Annotated in this window: 17 protein-coding genes; 2 read left to right on the forward strand and 15 right to left on the reverse strand. The window is 54.6% G+C overall.

All coding sequences use genetic code 11. The features are described 5' to 3' along the window. Window positions 1–6: 6 nt before the first annotated feature. From N6V40_RS14980 to N6V40_RS15040, 13 genes are all read right to left on the reverse strand, one after another. Entirely contained in the window at window positions 7–795 is a 789-nt protein-coding gene (locus tag N6V40_RS14980; RefSeq protein WP_396268674.1) for a sulfite exporter TauE/SafE family protein, read from the reverse strand. 58 nt (window positions 796–853) lie between these two features. Then, window positions 854–2641, reverse strand: coding sequence for a proline--tRNA ligase (locus N6V40_RS14985; RefSeq protein ID WP_131089998.1), 1788 nt, complete (start codon window positions 2639–2641; stop codon window positions 854–856). A 356-nt stretch (window positions 2642–2997) separates the two neighbouring features. Continuing rightward, window positions 2998–3741, reverse strand: coding sequence for a hypothetical protein (locus N6V40_RS14990; RefSeq protein ID WP_131089999.1), 744 nt, complete (start codon window positions 3739–3741; stop codon window positions 2998–3000). A 78-nt stretch (window positions 3742–3819) separates the two neighbouring features. Then, a complete protein-coding gene (locus N6V40_RS14995) occupies window positions 3820–4566 on the reverse strand; it encodes a hypothetical protein (RefSeq protein ID WP_131090000.1) in 747 nt (248 codons plus the stop codon). 51 nt (window positions 4567–4617) lie between these two features. Beyond that, window positions 4618–5316: a hypothetical protein gene (locus tag N6V40_RS15000; RefSeq protein ID WP_131090001.1), complete on the reverse strand. Its 699-nt coding sequence runs from the start codon at window positions 5314–5316 to the stop codon at window positions 4618–4620. A 22-nt stretch (window positions 5317–5338) separates the two neighbouring features. Next, entirely contained in the window at window positions 5339–6163 is an 825-nt protein-coding gene (locus N6V40_RS15005; RefSeq protein WP_262198130.1) for a GNAT family N-acetyltransferase, read from the reverse strand. A 25-nt stretch (window positions 6164–6188) separates the two neighbouring features. After that, window positions 6189–7355, reverse strand: coding sequence for a flavodoxin-dependent (E)-4-hydroxy-3-methylbut-2-enyl-diphosphate synthase (ispG, locus tag N6V40_RS15010; RefSeq protein ID WP_131090002.1), 1167 nt, complete (start codon window positions 7353–7355; stop codon window positions 6189–6191). Window positions 7356–7497: 142 nt separating this feature from the next. After that, complete coding sequence (locus N6V40_RS15015; RefSeq protein ID WP_131090003.1) at window positions 7498–8052, reverse strand: NAD(P)H-dependent oxidoreductase; 555 nt, start codon at window positions 8050–8052, stop codon at window positions 7498–7500. A 122-nt stretch (window positions 8053–8174) separates the two neighbouring features. Next, entirely contained in the window at window positions 8175–8597 is a 423-nt protein-coding gene (gene arfB / locus N6V40_RS15020) for an alternative ribosome rescue aminoacyl-tRNA hydrolase ArfB (RefSeq protein WP_131090004.1), read from the reverse strand. A 108-nt stretch (window positions 8598–8705) separates the two neighbouring features. After that, window positions 8706–9005: a YciI family protein gene (locus tag N6V40_RS15025; RefSeq protein WP_131090005.1), complete on the reverse strand. Its 300-nt coding sequence runs from the start codon at window positions 9003–9005 to the stop codon at window positions 8706–8708. A gap of 23 nt (window positions 9006–9028) precedes the next feature. Further along, window positions 9029–10378 (reverse strand): M50 family metallopeptidase, encoded by a 1350-nt coding sequence (locus N6V40_RS15030; protein WP_131090006.1) that lies wholly within the window; start codon window positions 10376–10378, stop codon window positions 9029–9031. After that, window positions 10375–11589: a 1-deoxy-D-xylulose-5-phosphate reductoisomerase gene (gene dxr / locus N6V40_RS15035; protein WP_131090007.1), complete on the reverse strand. Its 1215-nt coding sequence runs from the start codon at window positions 11587–11589 to the stop codon at window positions 10375–10377. Before dxr ends, N6V40_RS15030 begins: the two co-directional genes overlap by 4 nt. Before the next feature lie 85 nt (window positions 11590–11674). Further along, entirely contained in the window at window positions 11675–12829 is a 1155-nt protein-coding gene (locus N6V40_RS15040; RefSeq protein ID WP_131090008.1) for an acyl-CoA dehydrogenase family protein, read from the reverse strand. A 242-nt stretch (window positions 12830–13071) separates the two neighbouring features. On the opposite strand from N6V40_RS15040, the gene N6V40_RS15045 reads away from it, so the two are divergent. Continuing rightward, a complete protein-coding gene (locus tag N6V40_RS15045) occupies window positions 13072–13689 on the forward strand; it encodes a TetR/AcrR family transcriptional regulator (protein ID WP_242632570.1) in 618 nt (205 codons plus the stop codon). A gap of 69 nt (window positions 13690–13758) precedes the next feature. Beyond that, window positions 13759–14220, forward strand: a complete 462-nt coding sequence (locus N6V40_RS15050; protein ID WP_262198131.1) for a GNAT family N-acetyltransferase — start codon at window positions 13759–13761, stop codon at window positions 14218–14220. Window positions 14221–14541: 321 nt separating this feature from the next. On the opposite strand, the gene N6V40_RS15055 is transcribed toward N6V40_RS15050, so the two are convergent. Together N6V40_RS15055 and N6V40_RS15060 are read right to left on the reverse strand one after the other, a co-directional pair. After that, the gene (locus N6V40_RS15055; RefSeq protein ID WP_131090011.1) at window positions 14542–16239 is read right to left on the reverse strand and encodes an ABC transporter ATP-binding protein; all 1698 of its coding nucleotides are present in this window, start codon (window positions 16237–16239) and stop codon (window positions 14542–14544) included. Then, window positions 16236–17294, reverse strand: a complete 1059-nt coding sequence (locus N6V40_RS15060; protein WP_131090012.1) for an ABC transporter permease — start codon at window positions 17292–17294, stop codon at window positions 16236–16238. Before N6V40_RS15060 ends, N6V40_RS15055 begins: the two co-directional genes overlap by 4 nt. Window positions 17295–17296 lie beyond the last annotated feature (2 nt).

A 17296-nucleotide genomic window follows, 5' to 3' on the forward strand; every position in this document is an offset into this window, starting at 1 on the left:
GCATCACTAGCCGGCGAAGATCATGTCCGATCCAAGCTTCATGATGAGCGCACTGACGACAACAACAAATACGATGCGGATGAACCCGCTGCCTTTGGAAATCGCCATGCGCGCACCGAGGTATCCGCCGATCATGTTCATAACACCCATGGCCAGTCCCAGCCCAACAAGTACGTGTCCGGTGGGGACGAACAAAAGTAGCGCGCCAGCATTGGTGCACAGGTTGACGATTTTTGCTTTCGCCGAAGACTGCAGGAAGTTGTAACCGAGCACGGTGACCATGGAGATGATCAAGAACGAGCCCGTTCCGGGCCCAACCATGCCGTCATAACCGCCGATAATGAGGCCAATCGCCAGGGCGCGCAGGTAGTGCTTGCGTCCGGTGTAGCGCAGCCGTGAAAGTTCGCCGGCTTTCGGTTTGAAGATGGTAAAGAGTAACACCGCAATTAGAGCGGCGATGATAATCGGTTTGATCGCTTGTGCAGGCAGAATTGTTGCCAATCCCGCTCCACCGAATGCACCAACCAGCGCTGTAGCCGCCATAGGGAGTGCGGTCTTCAGATCCGGACTGGTGCGCCGATAGTACGTGACCGCACTGGTCGCGGTACCAAAAATTGACCCAAGCTTGTTAGTCGCGAGCGCCTGTACCGGAGTAATGCCCGGAAAAAGTAGTAGCGCGGGCAATTGAATCAGTCCGCCACCGCCAACCACCGCGTCGATCCATCCAGCACCCAAGGCAGCTAATAACAGCAATGCCAAGGGCCAGAGGGATACGGGTTCACCGTTGACGGACAGGAATTCCAATACTTCTTGCACCGCGCTACTCCCCTATTTAGTTTTTACGTACGGCCTTTTAGGCTGTCAGCTCAGCAACAACATCTTCGACCTTGACGTCGCGACGTTCACCAGTGGCGCGGTCCTTGACCTCAACCACTCCGTCAGCCAAACCGCGGCCAACCACAACGATGGTCGGCACACCGATGAGCTCTGCATCAGAGAACTTCACACCAGCAGATAGCTTTGGACGGTCATCCAAAATGACTTCCTGGCCGGCAGCTTCAAGCTCATTAGCCAGCTTCTCCGCAGCCTCAAGCATTTCGGCGCCCTTGCCAGTGACCACGATGTGAACCTGGGCTGGAGCAATCTGCTTAGGCCAAGCAAGACCGTTTTCATCATGGTAAGTTTCGGCCAGTGCGGCTACTGCGCGGGTTACACCGACGCCGTAGGAGCCCATGGTGACAACCGTGAGCTTGCCGTTCTGGTCAAGAACCTTCAGGTCCAATGCCTGTGCGTACTTACGTCCCAGCTGGAAGATGTGGCCCATCTCGATGCCACGCTCGGTCCTTAGTGGACCGGAGCCGTCCGGAGCAGGATCGCCTTCGAGTACGTTGACGCCTTCAATGGTGCCGTCAAAGGTGAAGTCGCGGCCTGCAACAAGACCGAAGACGTGCTTGCCCTGCTCGTTGGCGCCGGTGATCCAGGTAGTACCTGAAACCACGCGAGGATCAACCAAGTACGGGATGGCATTTTCGGTATCTTTGCCCAGCAACTGGTTATCCAGACCCAAGGCTGGGCCGAGGTAGCCAGTAACAATCTCAGGGTGGCTCTTCAAATCCTGCGCAGTAGCCTGCTCAACACCGACTTCGCCGTTGATACCCAGTGCGATACCAACGGTTGCTTCCAAACGCTTCTCGTCGACCTGACGGTCACCCGGAATGCCCAGAACAACTAGGTGGCGGTTTCCTTCAGGATCAATAACAGCCAGCACCACGTTTTTCAGGGTGTCTTTGGCTTCCCAAGCGCGATCTTCACGTGGACGCAGCTCGTTGGCTGCAGCTACCAGCGTGGCGATGGTTGGGGTATCGGGCGTTTCGATGACTTCGTATGCCGGTGCATTGGTGAAATCAATGTCCTCAGGCACCACGGTGGTGACGGCTTCAACGTTTGCAGCATAACCGCCAGCCGAGCGGACAAAAGTGTCCTCACCGATCGGTGTTGGGTGCAGGAATTCTTCGGATTTGGAGCCACCCATGGCGCCAGCCTGCGCGAAGACCGGAACAACTTCCAGACCCAAGCGCTCAAAGATCTTCAGGTACGCACCACGGTGAGCCATGTAGGCCTCGTCCAGACCGGCATCATCGATGTTGAAGGAGTACGAATCCTTCATGATGAATTCGCGTCCACGTAGCAGGCCCGCGCGTGGACGTGCTTCGTCGCGGTACTTGTTCTGGATTTGGTACAGGTAAACCGGCAGGTCCTTGTACGAGTTGTACAGGTCCTTGACCAGCAAGGTGAACATTTCCTCGTGGGTTGGGGCCAAAAGGTAGTCGGCATCCTTGCGGTCCTTGAGGCGGAACAGTCCATCCCCATATTCGGTCCAACGACCGGTCTGCTCGTATGGTTCGCGAGGCAGCAGTGCTGGGAAATGTACTTCCTGGCCACCGATGGCGTTCATTTCTTCGCGCACAATAGCTTCAACACGCGCAAGGACCCTCAAGCCCAGCGGCAGCCAGGTGTAGATACCCGGGGCTGCGCGGCGGATATAACCAGCGCGGACCAACAGCTTGTGGCTGGCGACTTCGGCGTCAACCGGATCTTCACGCAAGGTGCGCAAGAAGGTAGTGGAAAGCTTCAAGACCACTGAGGGGCGTCCTATTCCGTCCGTCGACGCCGAAAGGGTATTTCGGTGCCGACTAGCTATGCAAAATCAAAAGGGTTTTTGGCCGCAAAGTCGACCAGTTCTAATGCTACCGCTTCGCATCACTTCCCAATAAATTCAAGGGGAATCGGCTAGCTCGTGTTGCGGATTTTCCTTACCGTACATCTGCTGTCTATTCACCGGCGTCTTTGGTTACGCCCGAGCAAGACATGGGCAGAGCTTCCTGCCACTTGGAGATTCATTGCCGAGCATTGCTCAGCGCACCGGCACGACGAATTAGAAAAGCTCCCCTACAGTTCGATGTGAACTGTAGGAGAGCCTTCCGAATTTGCTACTGACTACTTAGCGGTTTCCTTGATTTCAGCAACGCCCTTGTTCAGCTCAGTGGTGAGCTTCTTCAGTACGTCTTCCGCAGATTCTGAACCGTCGCCACCGGAGTAGGCGACGACTACAGCATTACTTCCCACGAGCCCCTGTACCTGGTACGAACCGCCCGGGAACTCCTGGCCATTGACCGTCATGGTGGTTTGGGTGGCAATGGTGGTGTCAGCGTCAGAAGTCGCATCCAGGATCTTTGCCGATGCGGCGATCTCCTGGCCGGACATGGACATCGTGAACTTGTCACAGCCCTGCATATCCTTCTTTTCCGCCATTTGCTTTGCCTTGTCCAGCTTGGAAGTGTCCTCATATCCAATGACTGAATAGGTGGTGGACGCAGTGCCTTCACCGGTCACCATGGCGACTGCCATGTTAGTACCGTCGAGGTTCTCTGTTCCCTGCTGAGTGACCAGTTCGGCGCACTTCTCGGGCTTGATGTTCATCTGCTCGATGAGCTTCTTGGAGTCAGGCAGTGCTGCCTTGATGGTGTCACTGTCCATGACCTGAGCCTTGGAGTCATCACCCACCATGGACTTGACGACGGCGGTGGTCTGATCCGCGGTCAGTGCCTTGGCTTCGGGAGCCTGTGCTTCAGCGGCTTCAGTGGCACCGGAACTGCTTGCAGCGTTGTCGCTGGAGCCGCCACAACCGGTCAAAGCGAATGCTGCCGCGATCGGCAGCACCCAGAAAGCATGCTTCTTCATGATGTAATCCTCACGTCGGTGATGAAATTCCAACTACAGTATTACACAACACGTTCGAAATAAAAGTATTTACCAGAACTATTGCACCGATTTGATTTCATCAAAAGCTTGATCCGTTAACTTGACTGCTTCGGTGGCAAGTTCGGCCGGTTGCACGGATCCGGTCTGCAGCGTAATTAGAACAAAATTATTGCCATCTAGCGCTTGAACTGCGACTGAATTCAACGTTTGCCCACCACCTGCATCCATAACCGTGGACATGGTCAGCGCGTGTTCGGCATTCACGTCCATAGGCAAGATCTGACGTTTTGCTTTGAGTTCTTTGCCGCTCTGTTCGATAGTCACCGTGCTGCAGTCTTCTAGGTCGTCAAAGGCCAGTGCATTTAATACATTCGCCCTGGTGGCTTCATCGGTGATGGAAAATATCTGGACCACCTTGCCCACTTCTTCCGAACTGCTAGTCGAGGTCGCCGCCACCGAACTGGTTAGGTCTGTAACCGAATACTTGGCGTTGAGCTCTGCACATTTTTCAGGCTTAATTCCGGCTGGCATTTCTGCGTCTTTGGCAGCTTCAAGCTGGGGTTGCATCTGCTCGTTGCTTATAACCTGTACTGACTGGTCGGACTTTAACAATGTGGATGCGACGGTTTCTACTTGCTTTGCGTCCAGACTCTTACCGTCTCCTGCGCCCTGGCTCTGGCTCTTTGCAGATTCAGAAGGCTGACCCGGCGTCCCGTTTTCTTCACTCTGCACACCGCCAGAACAACCGGCCAAGGCCAAAGATGCGGTCAGTGCAACCATGGAAAATACGAAACGCTTGGTCATAAGTTGTCCTTAACGAGTGTTGAAATTGGGCCGCCTGGCGATCTGGATCGCCTATTTCAGCGTCTTGAGCAACTCGTTGATCGTCGATTGTGCCGCTTGAATTTGTTGTTTCGTTTGGCTTGGGGTTGTGGATTGCTGCAAGCCGATCAGCACATTTGAATTGCTGGAACTGACCACAAGCTGTTGCTGAGTAGATTTACCGTTACTGCTTGTGGACACGGAGGCCTCATCGTGATCCGCGTCCGAGTCCAACGCTTGTTCAGCTAGGTGGTAGGCCCGTCGTTCTCCATTGGCGGTCACCGAATAGCGCGAGCATTGCTCATTGGCAGCATTTTTGGTTTCCCAATGCTTTCTCAAAAGCTGCTCATCTTTGTAGATGGCAACCGTGAGGTGACGGCCTTCGAATTCAACCGCGGCCATAGTGGCATTCTTCAGCTGGTCGGCCACCGGCTGGGCGAAGGTGACTCCGCACTTACTTGGATTGACCTTGATTGATTCGAGCCATTCCTGCGCCTTTGGAATAGTTGAGCGCAACTGCTGGTCAGAGAGTACAACAGCGTTTTTATCCGAAGATGTGAAGTCCGCTAATTTACGTTGCAACTGGTCGCTATCAAGGCTAACTAGCTTTTGGGAACTTGGCTCAGGAGTTGGTTCAGGGATTGGCTCAGCCTGGCTACAACTACTCAGGGCAACGGCACCAATGCACAGCGCCATGGCCAGCAACAATCGAGAACCGTTAGAAGGAGCCACAAATTTTCCTATCTCAGATCAGTTAGAACAAGATGGTCGCGAACGTGTCGACCTGCTCAAAACCGATGCGCTGATAAGTCTTCATCGCGGGCACATTAAAGTCATTTACATAAAGGCTGGCAATGGGCGCAAATTGCAGCGCGTACTGGACGGTGGAGCTCATGTAAGCAGCTGCTAGGCCAAGTCCACGGTAGCGTGGATTGACCCAGACTCCCTGGATCTGGACCGCTTCATCAGTGACCGTTCCCAAATCAGCTTTGAAAATCACGTCACCATGTTCATCGCAGTCAATGACTGTGTGGCCGTCTCGAATGAGTTGGCGTACTCGGCTGCGGTAGAAGCTTCCGCCATTTTCTAGCGGCGAATACCCAAGCTCTTCTTCAAACATGGCAGCGCTGGCGGGAAGTACCAGATCAAATTCGTGAATCTTTGCGGCTCGCAAGGGATTCTGCTCAATGCCATCAGGAAGTTGCGAAATCGTCATCAACGGCTGATTTTCCCGCACATCAAAGATAGGCTGCGGTCCTTCGCGCAGCACTTCGTGCATCGGAAGAACCGACGTGGCGGGCCCGAAAACCGAGGCAAAGCGCTGTCGAGAATCCAAGGCGTGGACTGCAAACTTTTGCGCCTGATCTTCGCTCATGGCGGTGGGCGCCACGTTGGCACCCACCCAACATGCAGCTGCCAAACCATCGTCACCGTCGACCCCAACAATATGGGCAAAGCCATCGGGGACGGCTGAACGGTGCATACTCACCTGAGAACGGGTGAAAATATTGGCGACGGGGTCGCGGTCGAGTAGCTCGATGAGGGCCGTCGTATCACGACGGCCCAGAGTCCGCGGCACCCTTGTGTCGTCTCGTCGGCTTTCTTTAGCTGACGGAGACCACGGGAGAACCCGAGGTAGGATTCTCGTCATCGTTCAGTCCCATTTCATCAGCCATACGGTTAGCTTCTTCGATCAGAGTCTCAACAATCTGGTCCTCTGGAACGGTCTTGATGACTTCGCCCCTGACGAAGATCTGGCCCTTGCCGTTGCCCGATGCCACACCAAGGTCAGCGTCGCGCGCCTCGCCTGGTCCGTTGACAACACAGCCCATAACGGCCACACGCAATGGAGCCTTCATTCCTTCAAGTCCCGCGGTGACCTGTTCAGCCAAGGTGTAAACGTCCACCTGGGCACGTCCACACGAAGGGCAGGAAACAATATCAAGCTTGCGAGGACGCAGGTTCAGCGATTCCAGAATCTGGTTGCCAACCTTGACTTCCTCAACTGGAGGAGCCGAGAGCGATACACGGATGGTGTCGCCGATGCCCTTTGAAAGCAGTGCGCCGAATGCCGTAGCGGACTTGATGGTGCCCTGGAATGCGGGACCAGCTTCAGTCACGCCCAAGTGCAGTGGCCAGTCACCACGTTCGGCTAGAAGTTCATAAGCACGAACCATGATGACTGGGTCATTGTGCTTTACCGAAATCTTGAAGTCGTGGAATCCATGCTCTTCGAAAAGCGAAGCTTCCCAGACAGCGGATTCGACCAATGCTTCTGGAGTCGCCTTGCCGTACTTCTGCAACAGGCGGCGATCCAGCGAACCGGCGTTGACGCCGATACGGATTGAGGTGCCGTGATCCTTGGCGGCCTGAGCGATTTCCTTGACCTGGTCATCGAACTGGCGAATGTTTCCTGGGTTCACTCGAACCGCACCGCAGCCAGCTTCAATGGCAGCAAAGACGTACTTCGGCTGGAAATGAATATCTGCAATGACCGGGATCTGCGACTTCATCGCAATGATCTTCAACGCGTCAGCGTCTTTGTCCGTAGGACAGGCGACACGCACGATGTCACAACCGGCGGCAGTCAGCTCTGCAATTTGCTGCAAGGTCGCGTTGATGTCGTGAGTTTTTGTGGTGGTCATCGACTGGACCGAAATCGGCGAATCGGAACCTACACCAACCGAGCCGACCTGGAACTGGCGAGTCTGACGACGTGGTGTGAGAACCGGCGGTGGGCCTGCCGGCATGCCTAGGCTGACCGAAGTCAATGGACGCCTCCGAGTAAATTGTGGATAAATCTCTTAGTCCAAGTATGTCACCGTATCGAGGTGAGCGGGTACTCATGCGAGAAAGGCCACGGGGTCACCGTGGCCTTTCTCGCAGTAATAGGCTGATTTTGCTGACTAGGTCCTAGTTGGCTTCAGCAATTTCTTTGATGCTGTTGAGCACGGCTGCAACCTGCTCAACAACCTCAGTGTCATCCTTCGGGTGCAGCTCAGCGAAGCGAACAACCGAGTTTGGAATTGCCAGCTTGACGTCTTCCAGGACGTTGGCGCCAGCGATGTTCAGTGCCTTGCGAGCTTCATCCTGAGCCCACACGCCGCCATACTGGCCGAATGCGGTGCCAACAACAACGGTTGGCATGCCCGAAACTGCGCCTGCACCGAATGGGCGTGAAAGCCAGTCAATGGCGTTCTTCAGAACTGCTGGCATGGTGCCGTTGTACTCAGGGGTCACCAAGATCAACGCGTCAGCTTCGCCGGCTGCATCGCGCAGAACCTGTGCCGTTACTGGAACGGTACCTTCGACGTCAAGATCCTCATTGTAGAAAGGAATGTTTTCTAGGCCGCTGAATACCGAAACTTCGACGCCCTCTGGAGCGTGGTGAGCGGCAGCTTCTGCCAACTGAACGTTGGTCGAGCCGTTGCGGAGGGATCCAACGAGGGTGAGGACCTTTGTGGCCATGGGTGTGCTCCTAAAAGACGGAAATAGAAAAAGAAGCTGACGCTTCATCTATTTCCAACTATGAATGATGCCCATCCATTCCACGAAACAAGGTGACCGGGATCACTTCACCCTTAGACACATCAATCTCGCCCTGGCTTTTGCCGTAGTTGCTTAGTGACCGAGCGGTTGGATTTTGCATTCAGTCTGCGTCGCTGCGAACCGCGGGTTGGCTTGGTCGCCTTGCGGGTTGGAGCATCCGGCGCCAAGGCTTTCGAAACAAGCAGAGCAAGCTTGTCCATAGCAATCTGTCGATTACGCCATTGGGAACGTTCCTCGGAGGCACGAACTACCACGGCGCCAGAAACGAGCCGCGATGCCAATTTCTGCAGGAGCCGCTCACGTTGCCAGGGCGAAAGTACTCGCGAGGCGCCGATCACCCACGAAAGCTCAGCCCGAGAGTCGGAAGTATTAACGTGCTGGCCACCGGGACCCGAAGAACGGCTGAAATTCCACGAAAGCTCGGAGTCCGGTATGACTAGCGAATCGTTGACATGCAGATCCATCGTTGACTCCTCTCCCGGTCGGTCCCAGATGACTTCTCAATAGCTACTTAAATGCTGATGCCCTCGCCCTCCAGTTTCTGGAGCGCGAGGGCTTAGCCTACCAATAATTTAGGAAGCGAATTCCTGCAATAGCCCGATAACTGGATTCCACTCGGTGACGGTCGTCTTTGCAATCGCGCCGACCTTGGCAAAGGGGTCATTGGCAAGGAACTCATTCAAGCCCTCTTCGGACTCGGCAGCAAAGATCAACAACGCACCATCATTGACCGGAGTCGGACCCGAAACGAGAACTCGAACCGGTCCTTCAACAAGAAAATCGCACAGGTACTCACGGTGTGCCGGGCGGTGTTCGTTTCGTAGTTCATCGGAGTCTTGGGCGTACACGTATTCAACAGCATAAACAGTCATAACTACACCTTAATTCTTGTCGCCTAGAACAGTTGTATTGGCTTAAAAATATCTGCATATATTAAGAGGCCGCCCATAACCAGCATGGCTACTACGACAACGTAGGTCAGTGGCAGGAGCTTGACTGTGTCCACCGGCTTCACGTTTTTCAGTTTGAAGATCCGAGCAAAGAGCCGTTTGATGCCATCGTAAAGCGCGCCAACTACGTGACCACCGTCCAAGGGCAAGAGTGGAATGAGGTTGAATGCGAATAATGCAAGGTTCAGTCCCCCGACCAAGGACAGCAGGGTCGCGAACTTGTCCCCCACGGAAATGGAGTCTTCTGCACTGATTTCTCCGGCGATCCGACCGACGCCAACAATAGAGACCGGCCCATTCGGATCTCGCTCGCTACTACCAAAGGCAGCCTGAGCCACATCAACCATGCGCTGAGGCAAATGCAGGATTACGTCTCCGATGGTCAGAAGCTGATTACCAATCACTCCTGGCACCGAGCTCAATGGCTTTGTCATGTCCTTTTGTAAGGAACTCATTCCGACAAATCCAACCTTGGTCATGATGGTCTGGCCCTGATCATCTGTGAGCGCATAGCCGTTTTCATCGGTGGCAGGACGGTCAGTCAGATACGGCGTCATCGTGGTGGAGTGGCTACTGCCATCACGCTGGTAGTCCAACGTAATCGACTTTCCCGGGTTGTCTCTAATGACGTCGGTGAGCTCGTACCATTCGCCTTCTTTGACGGCATTGCCGTTGACGGCGGTAATGGTGTCACCAGGTCGGAGCCCCGCGGCATAGGCCGGCGCCTGCTCATCCTTATCGGTGCACTGCTTTTGATCCGCATCCTGCGCGGTGGAAATGCACTGGTAAACCTCGGAAACGGTGGTGCTGGGAGTTGCTTGGCCGAAGCTGGTGAGCACGATGGCAATGACCACAAAACCAATGATCAGGTTCATCAGTGGCCCACCAAGCATGATGATTACCCGCTTGTAGACCGGCAACTGGTAGAACAGGCGACCTTCGTCGCTGGGCAACACATTTTCATTCGCTTGTGAGCGAGCGTCGTCAACCATCTGGCCGAAAACCTTTTGGAACAGGTTCGGTTTTTTCTCCGGCTGCCCCTCAACTGTTTTGGCTCGTGGTGGGTACATGCCCACCATGGAAATATAGCCACCCAAAGGCAGGGCCTTGATCCCATACTGAGTCTCGCCACGTTTGAACGAGATCAGAGTTTTGCCGAAGCCAATCATGTACTGCGGTACACGCAGTTTGAAAAGTTTCGCAGGAACAAGGTGACCGATTTCGTGTAGCGCAATGGACAGGCCAACGGCCACGACCATAAAGAGGATGCCTCCTATGAACAGGATGACGCTCATGCTTTGGATCCCACGATCTTCGTTGCATGGGCACGGGCCCAACGGTCGGTTTCAAGAACGGTTTCAACGCTGAGCTCAGCGTTGATTGGCGTGTAGTTATCTAGGACGCACTCAATGGTCTCAACGATGTCGGTGAACTGAATTTGTCCTTCATGGAATGCATCAACGGCAACTTCGTTTGCTGCGTTGTAAACGGCCATGTGAGTTCCCGAGGCCGCGGCGGCTTGCTTAGCAAGTTTCACCGCGAAGAATACGTCTTCGTCCAGGGGCTCAAAGGTCCAGCTAGCCGCCTTGGAGAAATCGCATGGTGTGGCGGCCCCGGTAACGCGGTGTGGCCAGTTGATGCCCAGAGCAATAGGCAGGCGCATGTCTGGTGGCGAGGCTTGCGCAATCACCGATCCGTCAATGAACTCCACCATGGAGTGAATGATTGACTGGCGGTGTACCACTGGCTCGATTTTCTCCAGTGGAACATCAAAGAGCAGGTGAGCTTCGATGACTTCCAGCGCCTTATTGACCATGGTCGCCGAGTTAGTGGTCACCATGCGACCCATGTCCCAGGTGGGGTGAGCCAACGCCTGGGCCGGAGTCACGTCACGCAATTGGTCATAGGTGTAGCCAAAGAATGGTCCACCAGATGCGGTGACCAATAACTTTGCAACTTCGTCAGGAGTACCCGAACGCAAAGCTTGCGCCAGCGCCGAGTGCTCAGAATCAACTGGCGATATCTGGCCCGGGGCAGCAATTTGCTTGACTACTTGGCCACCGATAATCAGCGACTCTTTATTCGCCAGGGCCAGTAAGTGGCCAGCTTCCAAAGCCGCAATCGTTGGCGCTAAGCCGATAGCTCCAGTGATGCCGTTGAGCACCACGTCGGCTTCGTTGAACCCAGCAATGGTGGTCGCCGCACCTTCTCCGGCCACCAGTTCTGGTTCATAGCCGGTAACCGAAGCATCAGCAGCAGCCCGCTTGATCGCGGAGGCAAGATCATCGGTTGATTCCGACGCACAGCCGACAATTGCCGGGCGGAACTTCACCGCTTGCTGGGCTAGCAGATCCAAATTGTAGCCACCGGACAAGGCTGCCACAGAGAAGTTTTCTGGCGCCTTACTAATGACGTCTAGACCTTGAGTGCCGATGGAACCGGTAGAACCGATCAAGCTGACCCGGCGAGGATGCCCGGTTGGTACGAAAGTTTTTTGGGAGCTCACTCAACCATTATGGTTCGTTTAACTGTGAGCGCCCAAAGAGCGCCACACGTTGTGTTTAACGTGCAGCGCTCTGCCGGTCTAGGGACTACAGGCCCAGACTGCGAGCAATGAGCATTTGCTGTACTTGCGTGGTGCCTTCGCCGATCTCCAAAATCTTGGAATCGCGGTAGTGCCGTGCGACGAGGGATTCATTCATGAACCCGTATCCTCCAAAGATCTGGGTCGCATCGCGCGCGTTATCCATGGCAGCCTCGCTAGCAATAAGTTTGGCGTGAGCAGCTTCGATCTTGAAGTCTTTTCCGGCCAGCATCTTGGCTGCGGCCGCGTAGTAGGCCAGTCGCGCGGTGTGTGCTCGGGATGCCATCCGAGCAATCATGAACGAAATGCCTTGATTCTTGCCGATAGCGGTACCAAAGGTTGTTCGGGTCTTGGCGTATTTCACTGCCTCGTCCAAACATCCTTGCGCCGCCCCAGTAGCAAGGGCGGCAATAGCGATGCGCCCCTCATCCAGGATTTCCAAGAAGTAGGCATAGCCGCGTCCTCGTCCGCCCAAGAGGTTTTCTTCTGGGACACGTGCGTCATTGAAACTCAGTGGGTGGGTGTCGCTGGCGCGCCAACCAACTTTGTCGTAGGCCTTCTCTACAGTAAATCCTTCGGTTCCGGTGGGCACGATAATTGCAGAAATTTCTTTTCTACCTGTTGCCTCATCCACCCCGGTTACTGCCGTGGCCGTGACGTGAGAGGTGATCTCAGTTCCGGAGTTGGTAATAAATTCTTTGGCCCCGTTGATAACCCATTGACCATTTTCCAGTGATGCTTTGGTTAGCGCCGCCGAGGCGTCAGAGCCTGCGCCCGGTTCAGTGAGTCCGAACCCTGCAAGACGCTGTCCGGTGGCAAGTGGTTCAAGCCAACGTTGCTTCTGCTCTTTGTTGCCGAACCGATATATGGGCATAGCCCCTAAAGAGACTCCAGCCTCTAAAGTAATGGCCACCGATTGGTCAACCTTGCCCAGTTCTTCGAGTGCCAAAGCCAGATGGAAGTAATCTCCACCAGAGCCACCGAACTCTTCAGAAATCGGTAATCCAAAAAGCCCCATTTGTCCCATTTGTTTAACAACGTCATAAGGGAAAGCATGATTGGCGTCGTTTTCAGCGCTCTGTGGAGCAACGACTTCTTGGGCAAATTCGCGGACCATGTCTACCAGGTCTTGGTACTGGTCATCGAGTTCGAGGTTGATCATCAGACTCTCTCTTCGTTGAGGAACTAACGCACGCGATACGCAGAATGTTTGACGAGCCCAGTGATGATCGTTTGTTGCGATCAGCGAGCATATGTCTTGGAAGCACACTGCGCGACGCGTATGGTTAATACTTGTTAACTGATTGCCGCCTACTGGTCGGTAAACAGCTTCATTTTTGACAGTAGTGGCACGCGTCACACTTGTCCAGAGTTCGGCGTAGCAGTCGTAAGGAGATGATGGTGATGGCGAGCAGATATCAAGCCCTCAATGAACCAACTGACCGCGAACGCGCCAAGGCCGAGCGACGAGAAGCCCTACTGCGCGAAGCCACCAGACTGTTTGCCCAGCACGGTTACGCAGGAGTCTCTCTAGAAGATCTCGGTGCTGCCTGCGGGATCTCAGGCCCGGCGGTTTACCGTCATTTCGCGGGAAAACAAGCCGTATTAATTGCGCTCTTGGTAGACATGTCAAAGGACATCTACGACGGCGGACAAAAGGCCTGCGAAGCTGGCGGCACAGCCTTGGAAGTGCTCTCCCGCCTAGTTGATTTCCACACCGATTTTTCGCTGTCTCGCCCGGACATTCTTCAGGTTCAAGACCGCGATCTGAAATCCTTGCCCGCGGCGGAATTAGCCTTGGTGCGCAAGCTCCAAAACTCGTATATCGCGTTATGGACCAATGAACTTGCCAAGCTGCATCCGACTGGTTCCAAGCAATCTCACCGCTTCCGGGCCCATGCCGTATTTGGACTGTTAAACTCGACAGCCCACTCAGCTCACTCTCCGAGAACTAAAAAGTCTGGTCTTAAGCCACTTTTGTCTAATATGGCTCTCGCTGCGCTCACATCCCCGGTAGTGTAGTTCCCAAGCCAATGTTCCGCAGCGTTCCGAAAACGGCATGCTGACCTACCCGATTGAAAGGCCTTTATCGTGCAGCTACGTGAAGTCCGCCCTTCCGACTTGGACGCATTCTTTGCTCACCAGCAAGAACCCGAGGCGAACCTCATGGCCGCTTATCAGGCGCGTAATCCAGCCGACCGCGCGGTATTCGACCACCACTGGAACTCGATCTTGAATGATCCAAGTGTTCTAGTACGCACCATTGAAGACGACGGTGACGTCGTCGGGTCAATCTTGGTATTTGACGGCGAAACTCCAGAAATCAATTTCTGGAGTTCCACTAAGTACTGGGGCAAGGGAATCACCACCAGCGCGGTGGATGCCTTCCTCGCTGAGTACACCAAGCGTCCACTGACCGCACACGTGGTTCAGGACAATCTGGGATCCATCAAGGTACTTGAGCGCCGCGGCTTTAAGACCGTTGGCACTGAGCAGATCTTCTCGAACGCTCGTGCCGAGGTTGTCACCGAAAACGTTATGCAGCTGGACTAAAACTACAGTCCAAAAATAGCCGTTTAATAGATGAGGAGCTGGCCCACTAGGGCCAGCTCCTCATCTATTCACCATCAATCAGAACCGAGGATCGTAGTCCCCTTTGCCTCGGTCTATATCTTTGCGTGCCTTGCACAACGCTCTTGATGTGGGCGGGTCACGGTCTTCTAAGGCATCCGCCCTTTTATCCAAGCCTCTGAAGGCGCCGATGATAAATGGACACGCACAGCGCCGTTAGCGTTGCGTCGGACCTTCGGTACTCGAATACCACTCAAGGAGCCAGATGTTCTCCGGCTCCTTGAGTGGTTTTTCTGGTACTACCTATCGTGCGTTGTTCAGCAAACGCCACGCTTCGCGACGTTCTGCCTGAGCATGCGGATCAGGCACAGGCGCGGCAGCCAAGAGGCGCTTGGTGTAGTCGTGAGTTGGCGAGTGCAGCACGGTGTTGACCATGCCTTGTTCCACGGCCTTACCGGACTGCATAACAACTACCGCGTCGGCAAGCATGTCCACCACGGCCAAGTCGTGGCTGACAAAGAGGCAAGCGAAGTTGAAGTCGCGCTGCAAGTCCTGAAGCATTTCGAGTACCAGGGCCTGAACGGAAACGTCCAGTGCACTGGTTGGCTCATCAGCGATCAGCAGTTCAGGATTCAGAGTCAGCGCGCGAGCAATACATATACGCTGACGCTGTCCACCGGAGAGCTCATGAGGGTAACGGTTGATCACGTTGCGTGGAAGCTTTACCGCATCGAGTAGTTCCTGCGCTCGCTTAATACGAGAAGCTTTGGTGCCTACCTTGTGAACTACCATCGGCTCGGTGATGCAATCGCCAATTGGGAAACGAGGGTTCAGCGAGGCAGCCGGATCCTGGAAGATCACACCGATCGATTTGCGAACCGCACGAGCTTCCTTTGGTGAAAGCTTCGGAAGGTTGTGCCCCTTGACCGACAGGGTTCCTTCGGCCACTGGTAGCAAACCGAGCACTGCCTTAGCGATGGTCGACTTACCTGATCCGGACTCCCCCACAATGCCCAAGACTTCGCCCTTGGCAATATCAAAGCTCACGTTTTCCACGGCACGGAAAATAGTTCCACGCATGTCATATTCGAGAACAAGATCTTTGGCTTCCAATACCAGTTCACGACCCGGAGGAGCCGTAGCGGTACTGTGTGGAGCATGCTCAGCGATATCAATCGGAGCCGACAGTCGCGGCACTGCCGCCAGCAAACGCTGCGTATACTCATGCTGCGGATGTAGCAAAACTTGATCAACTGAACCGGTCTCAACCAAGTTTCCTTGGAACATCACGGCGACTTCATCAGCCATATCTGCCACCACACCCATGTTGTGGGTAATGAGCAAGATACCGGTATTCAGACGGTCCTTGAGTTCGCGTAGCAGATCCAAGATTTCGGCCTGCACGGTTACGTCCAGTGCGGTGGTTGGCTCATCCGCGATGATCACCTTCGGATCACAAGAGATGGCCATGGCGATCACGATGCGCTGGCGCTGTCCACCGGAGAACTGGTGTGGGTATTGCTTGACGCGCTTTTCAGGTTCAGGAATGCCGACCAAACGCAGCAGCTCAATGGCTCTGTCGGTTGCTTCCTTGCCATAGGCAATGTCGTGCAGTTCCAGTGCTTCGGTGAGCTGGCGTTCAATGGTGAGCACCGGGTTCAGCGCCGTCATTGGTTCCTGGAATACCATGGCGATGTCGGTGGCCCGCATCTTGCGGAGCTTGCTTTCTTCTAAGCCGACCACATTGACGGTACCGACCTTGGCCGAACCTTCAACGATTGCGTTACTAGGTAGCAAACCCATCGCAGCCGTTGAGGTAACCGACTTACCAGAACCAGATTCACCGACTAATGCGACGACCCGTCCTGGACGAACCGTCAGCGACAATCCCTTAACTGCATGAACGTCTGATCCGGAGGTCTCAAAGGTGACGTTGAGGTCTTTAAAACTCAGTGCGTATCCGCTTGAGTCCTGTTCGTTTATTGGCGCTGCATGGCTCATGGCTTGTCCTTGCGGGTTGGCATAGCAAATAGTCCGGCACGGCGACGGCGTTTCTTACCGGTTTGGCGTGGGTCAAAAGCATCTCGCATTCCGTCCCCGAGGAAGTTGACGGCTAGTGCGATCACCACGATGATCATGCCAGGCCACCAGAACAGCCATGGACGGGTCACGAAGGCATTTTGGTACTGGCTAATGAGCAGTCCAAGTGACGACTCCGGTGGCTGTACGCCAAACCCAAGGAAGGACAGCGACGATTCGAGCAAAATGGCGCCAGCGATGGCGAAGGTCGCGTTCACAACGATCACACCGACGGTGTTTGGTAGCAAGTGTTTTGCGATCACACGGCTGGTTTTTGAGCCCATGGCTTGTGCCGCCGCGACGTATTCGCGTTCGCGAAGGCTGAGGATCTCACCACGAACAAGTCGAGCGAGTCCGGTCCAAGTGACCAAGCCCAGTACGAGCGCTAGGGTGATGATCGACCCTGAGCCGTGGCCTGCCATTTGGCCCAAAACAGCGGCCAGAACCAACAGTGGAATCACGATGAAGAGGTCGGTGATGCGCATAAGCACTTCATCAACCCACCCGCGGAAGTATCCGGCCACAGCTCCGATAACTGCGCCAAGGAAAGTGGCAACGAGCCCGACCACAAGGCCGATAATGATTGATTTCTGGGTGCCGTTCATGACCAAAGCAAAATAGTCTTTGCCGACCGAGTCCTGGCCGAAAGGATGATCGCCAATCCGAATTCCCGAACCGCCCAGCCATGTTGGCAATAGCGACAATGATGGCTTACCGCCATTGATCACGGAACCAGCATCTAGGTAGCTCTGTTTCCACCAGCCGGGAATCGGGCCGATACCAATGGAGGTAAAGGCGATTACGGTGATTAGCACCAGCGTCACTGCGGAGATCATGGCTGGCTTATGTTTGAGGAATCGCTCAAAAATGATCCGCGATTGGCTCTTCGATTGTTCGGTCGAAGCAGCAAGCTTCGCGTCCTCCACCTCAGCAATTGAGGTGAGGTTCTCTGGAGTCTTGTCGTTTATATTACTCATCG

Source organism: Glutamicibacter sp. M10 (assembly GCF_025452055.1).
Lineage (GTDB): Bacteria > Actinomycetota > Actinomycetes > Actinomycetales > Micrococcaceae > Glutamicibacter.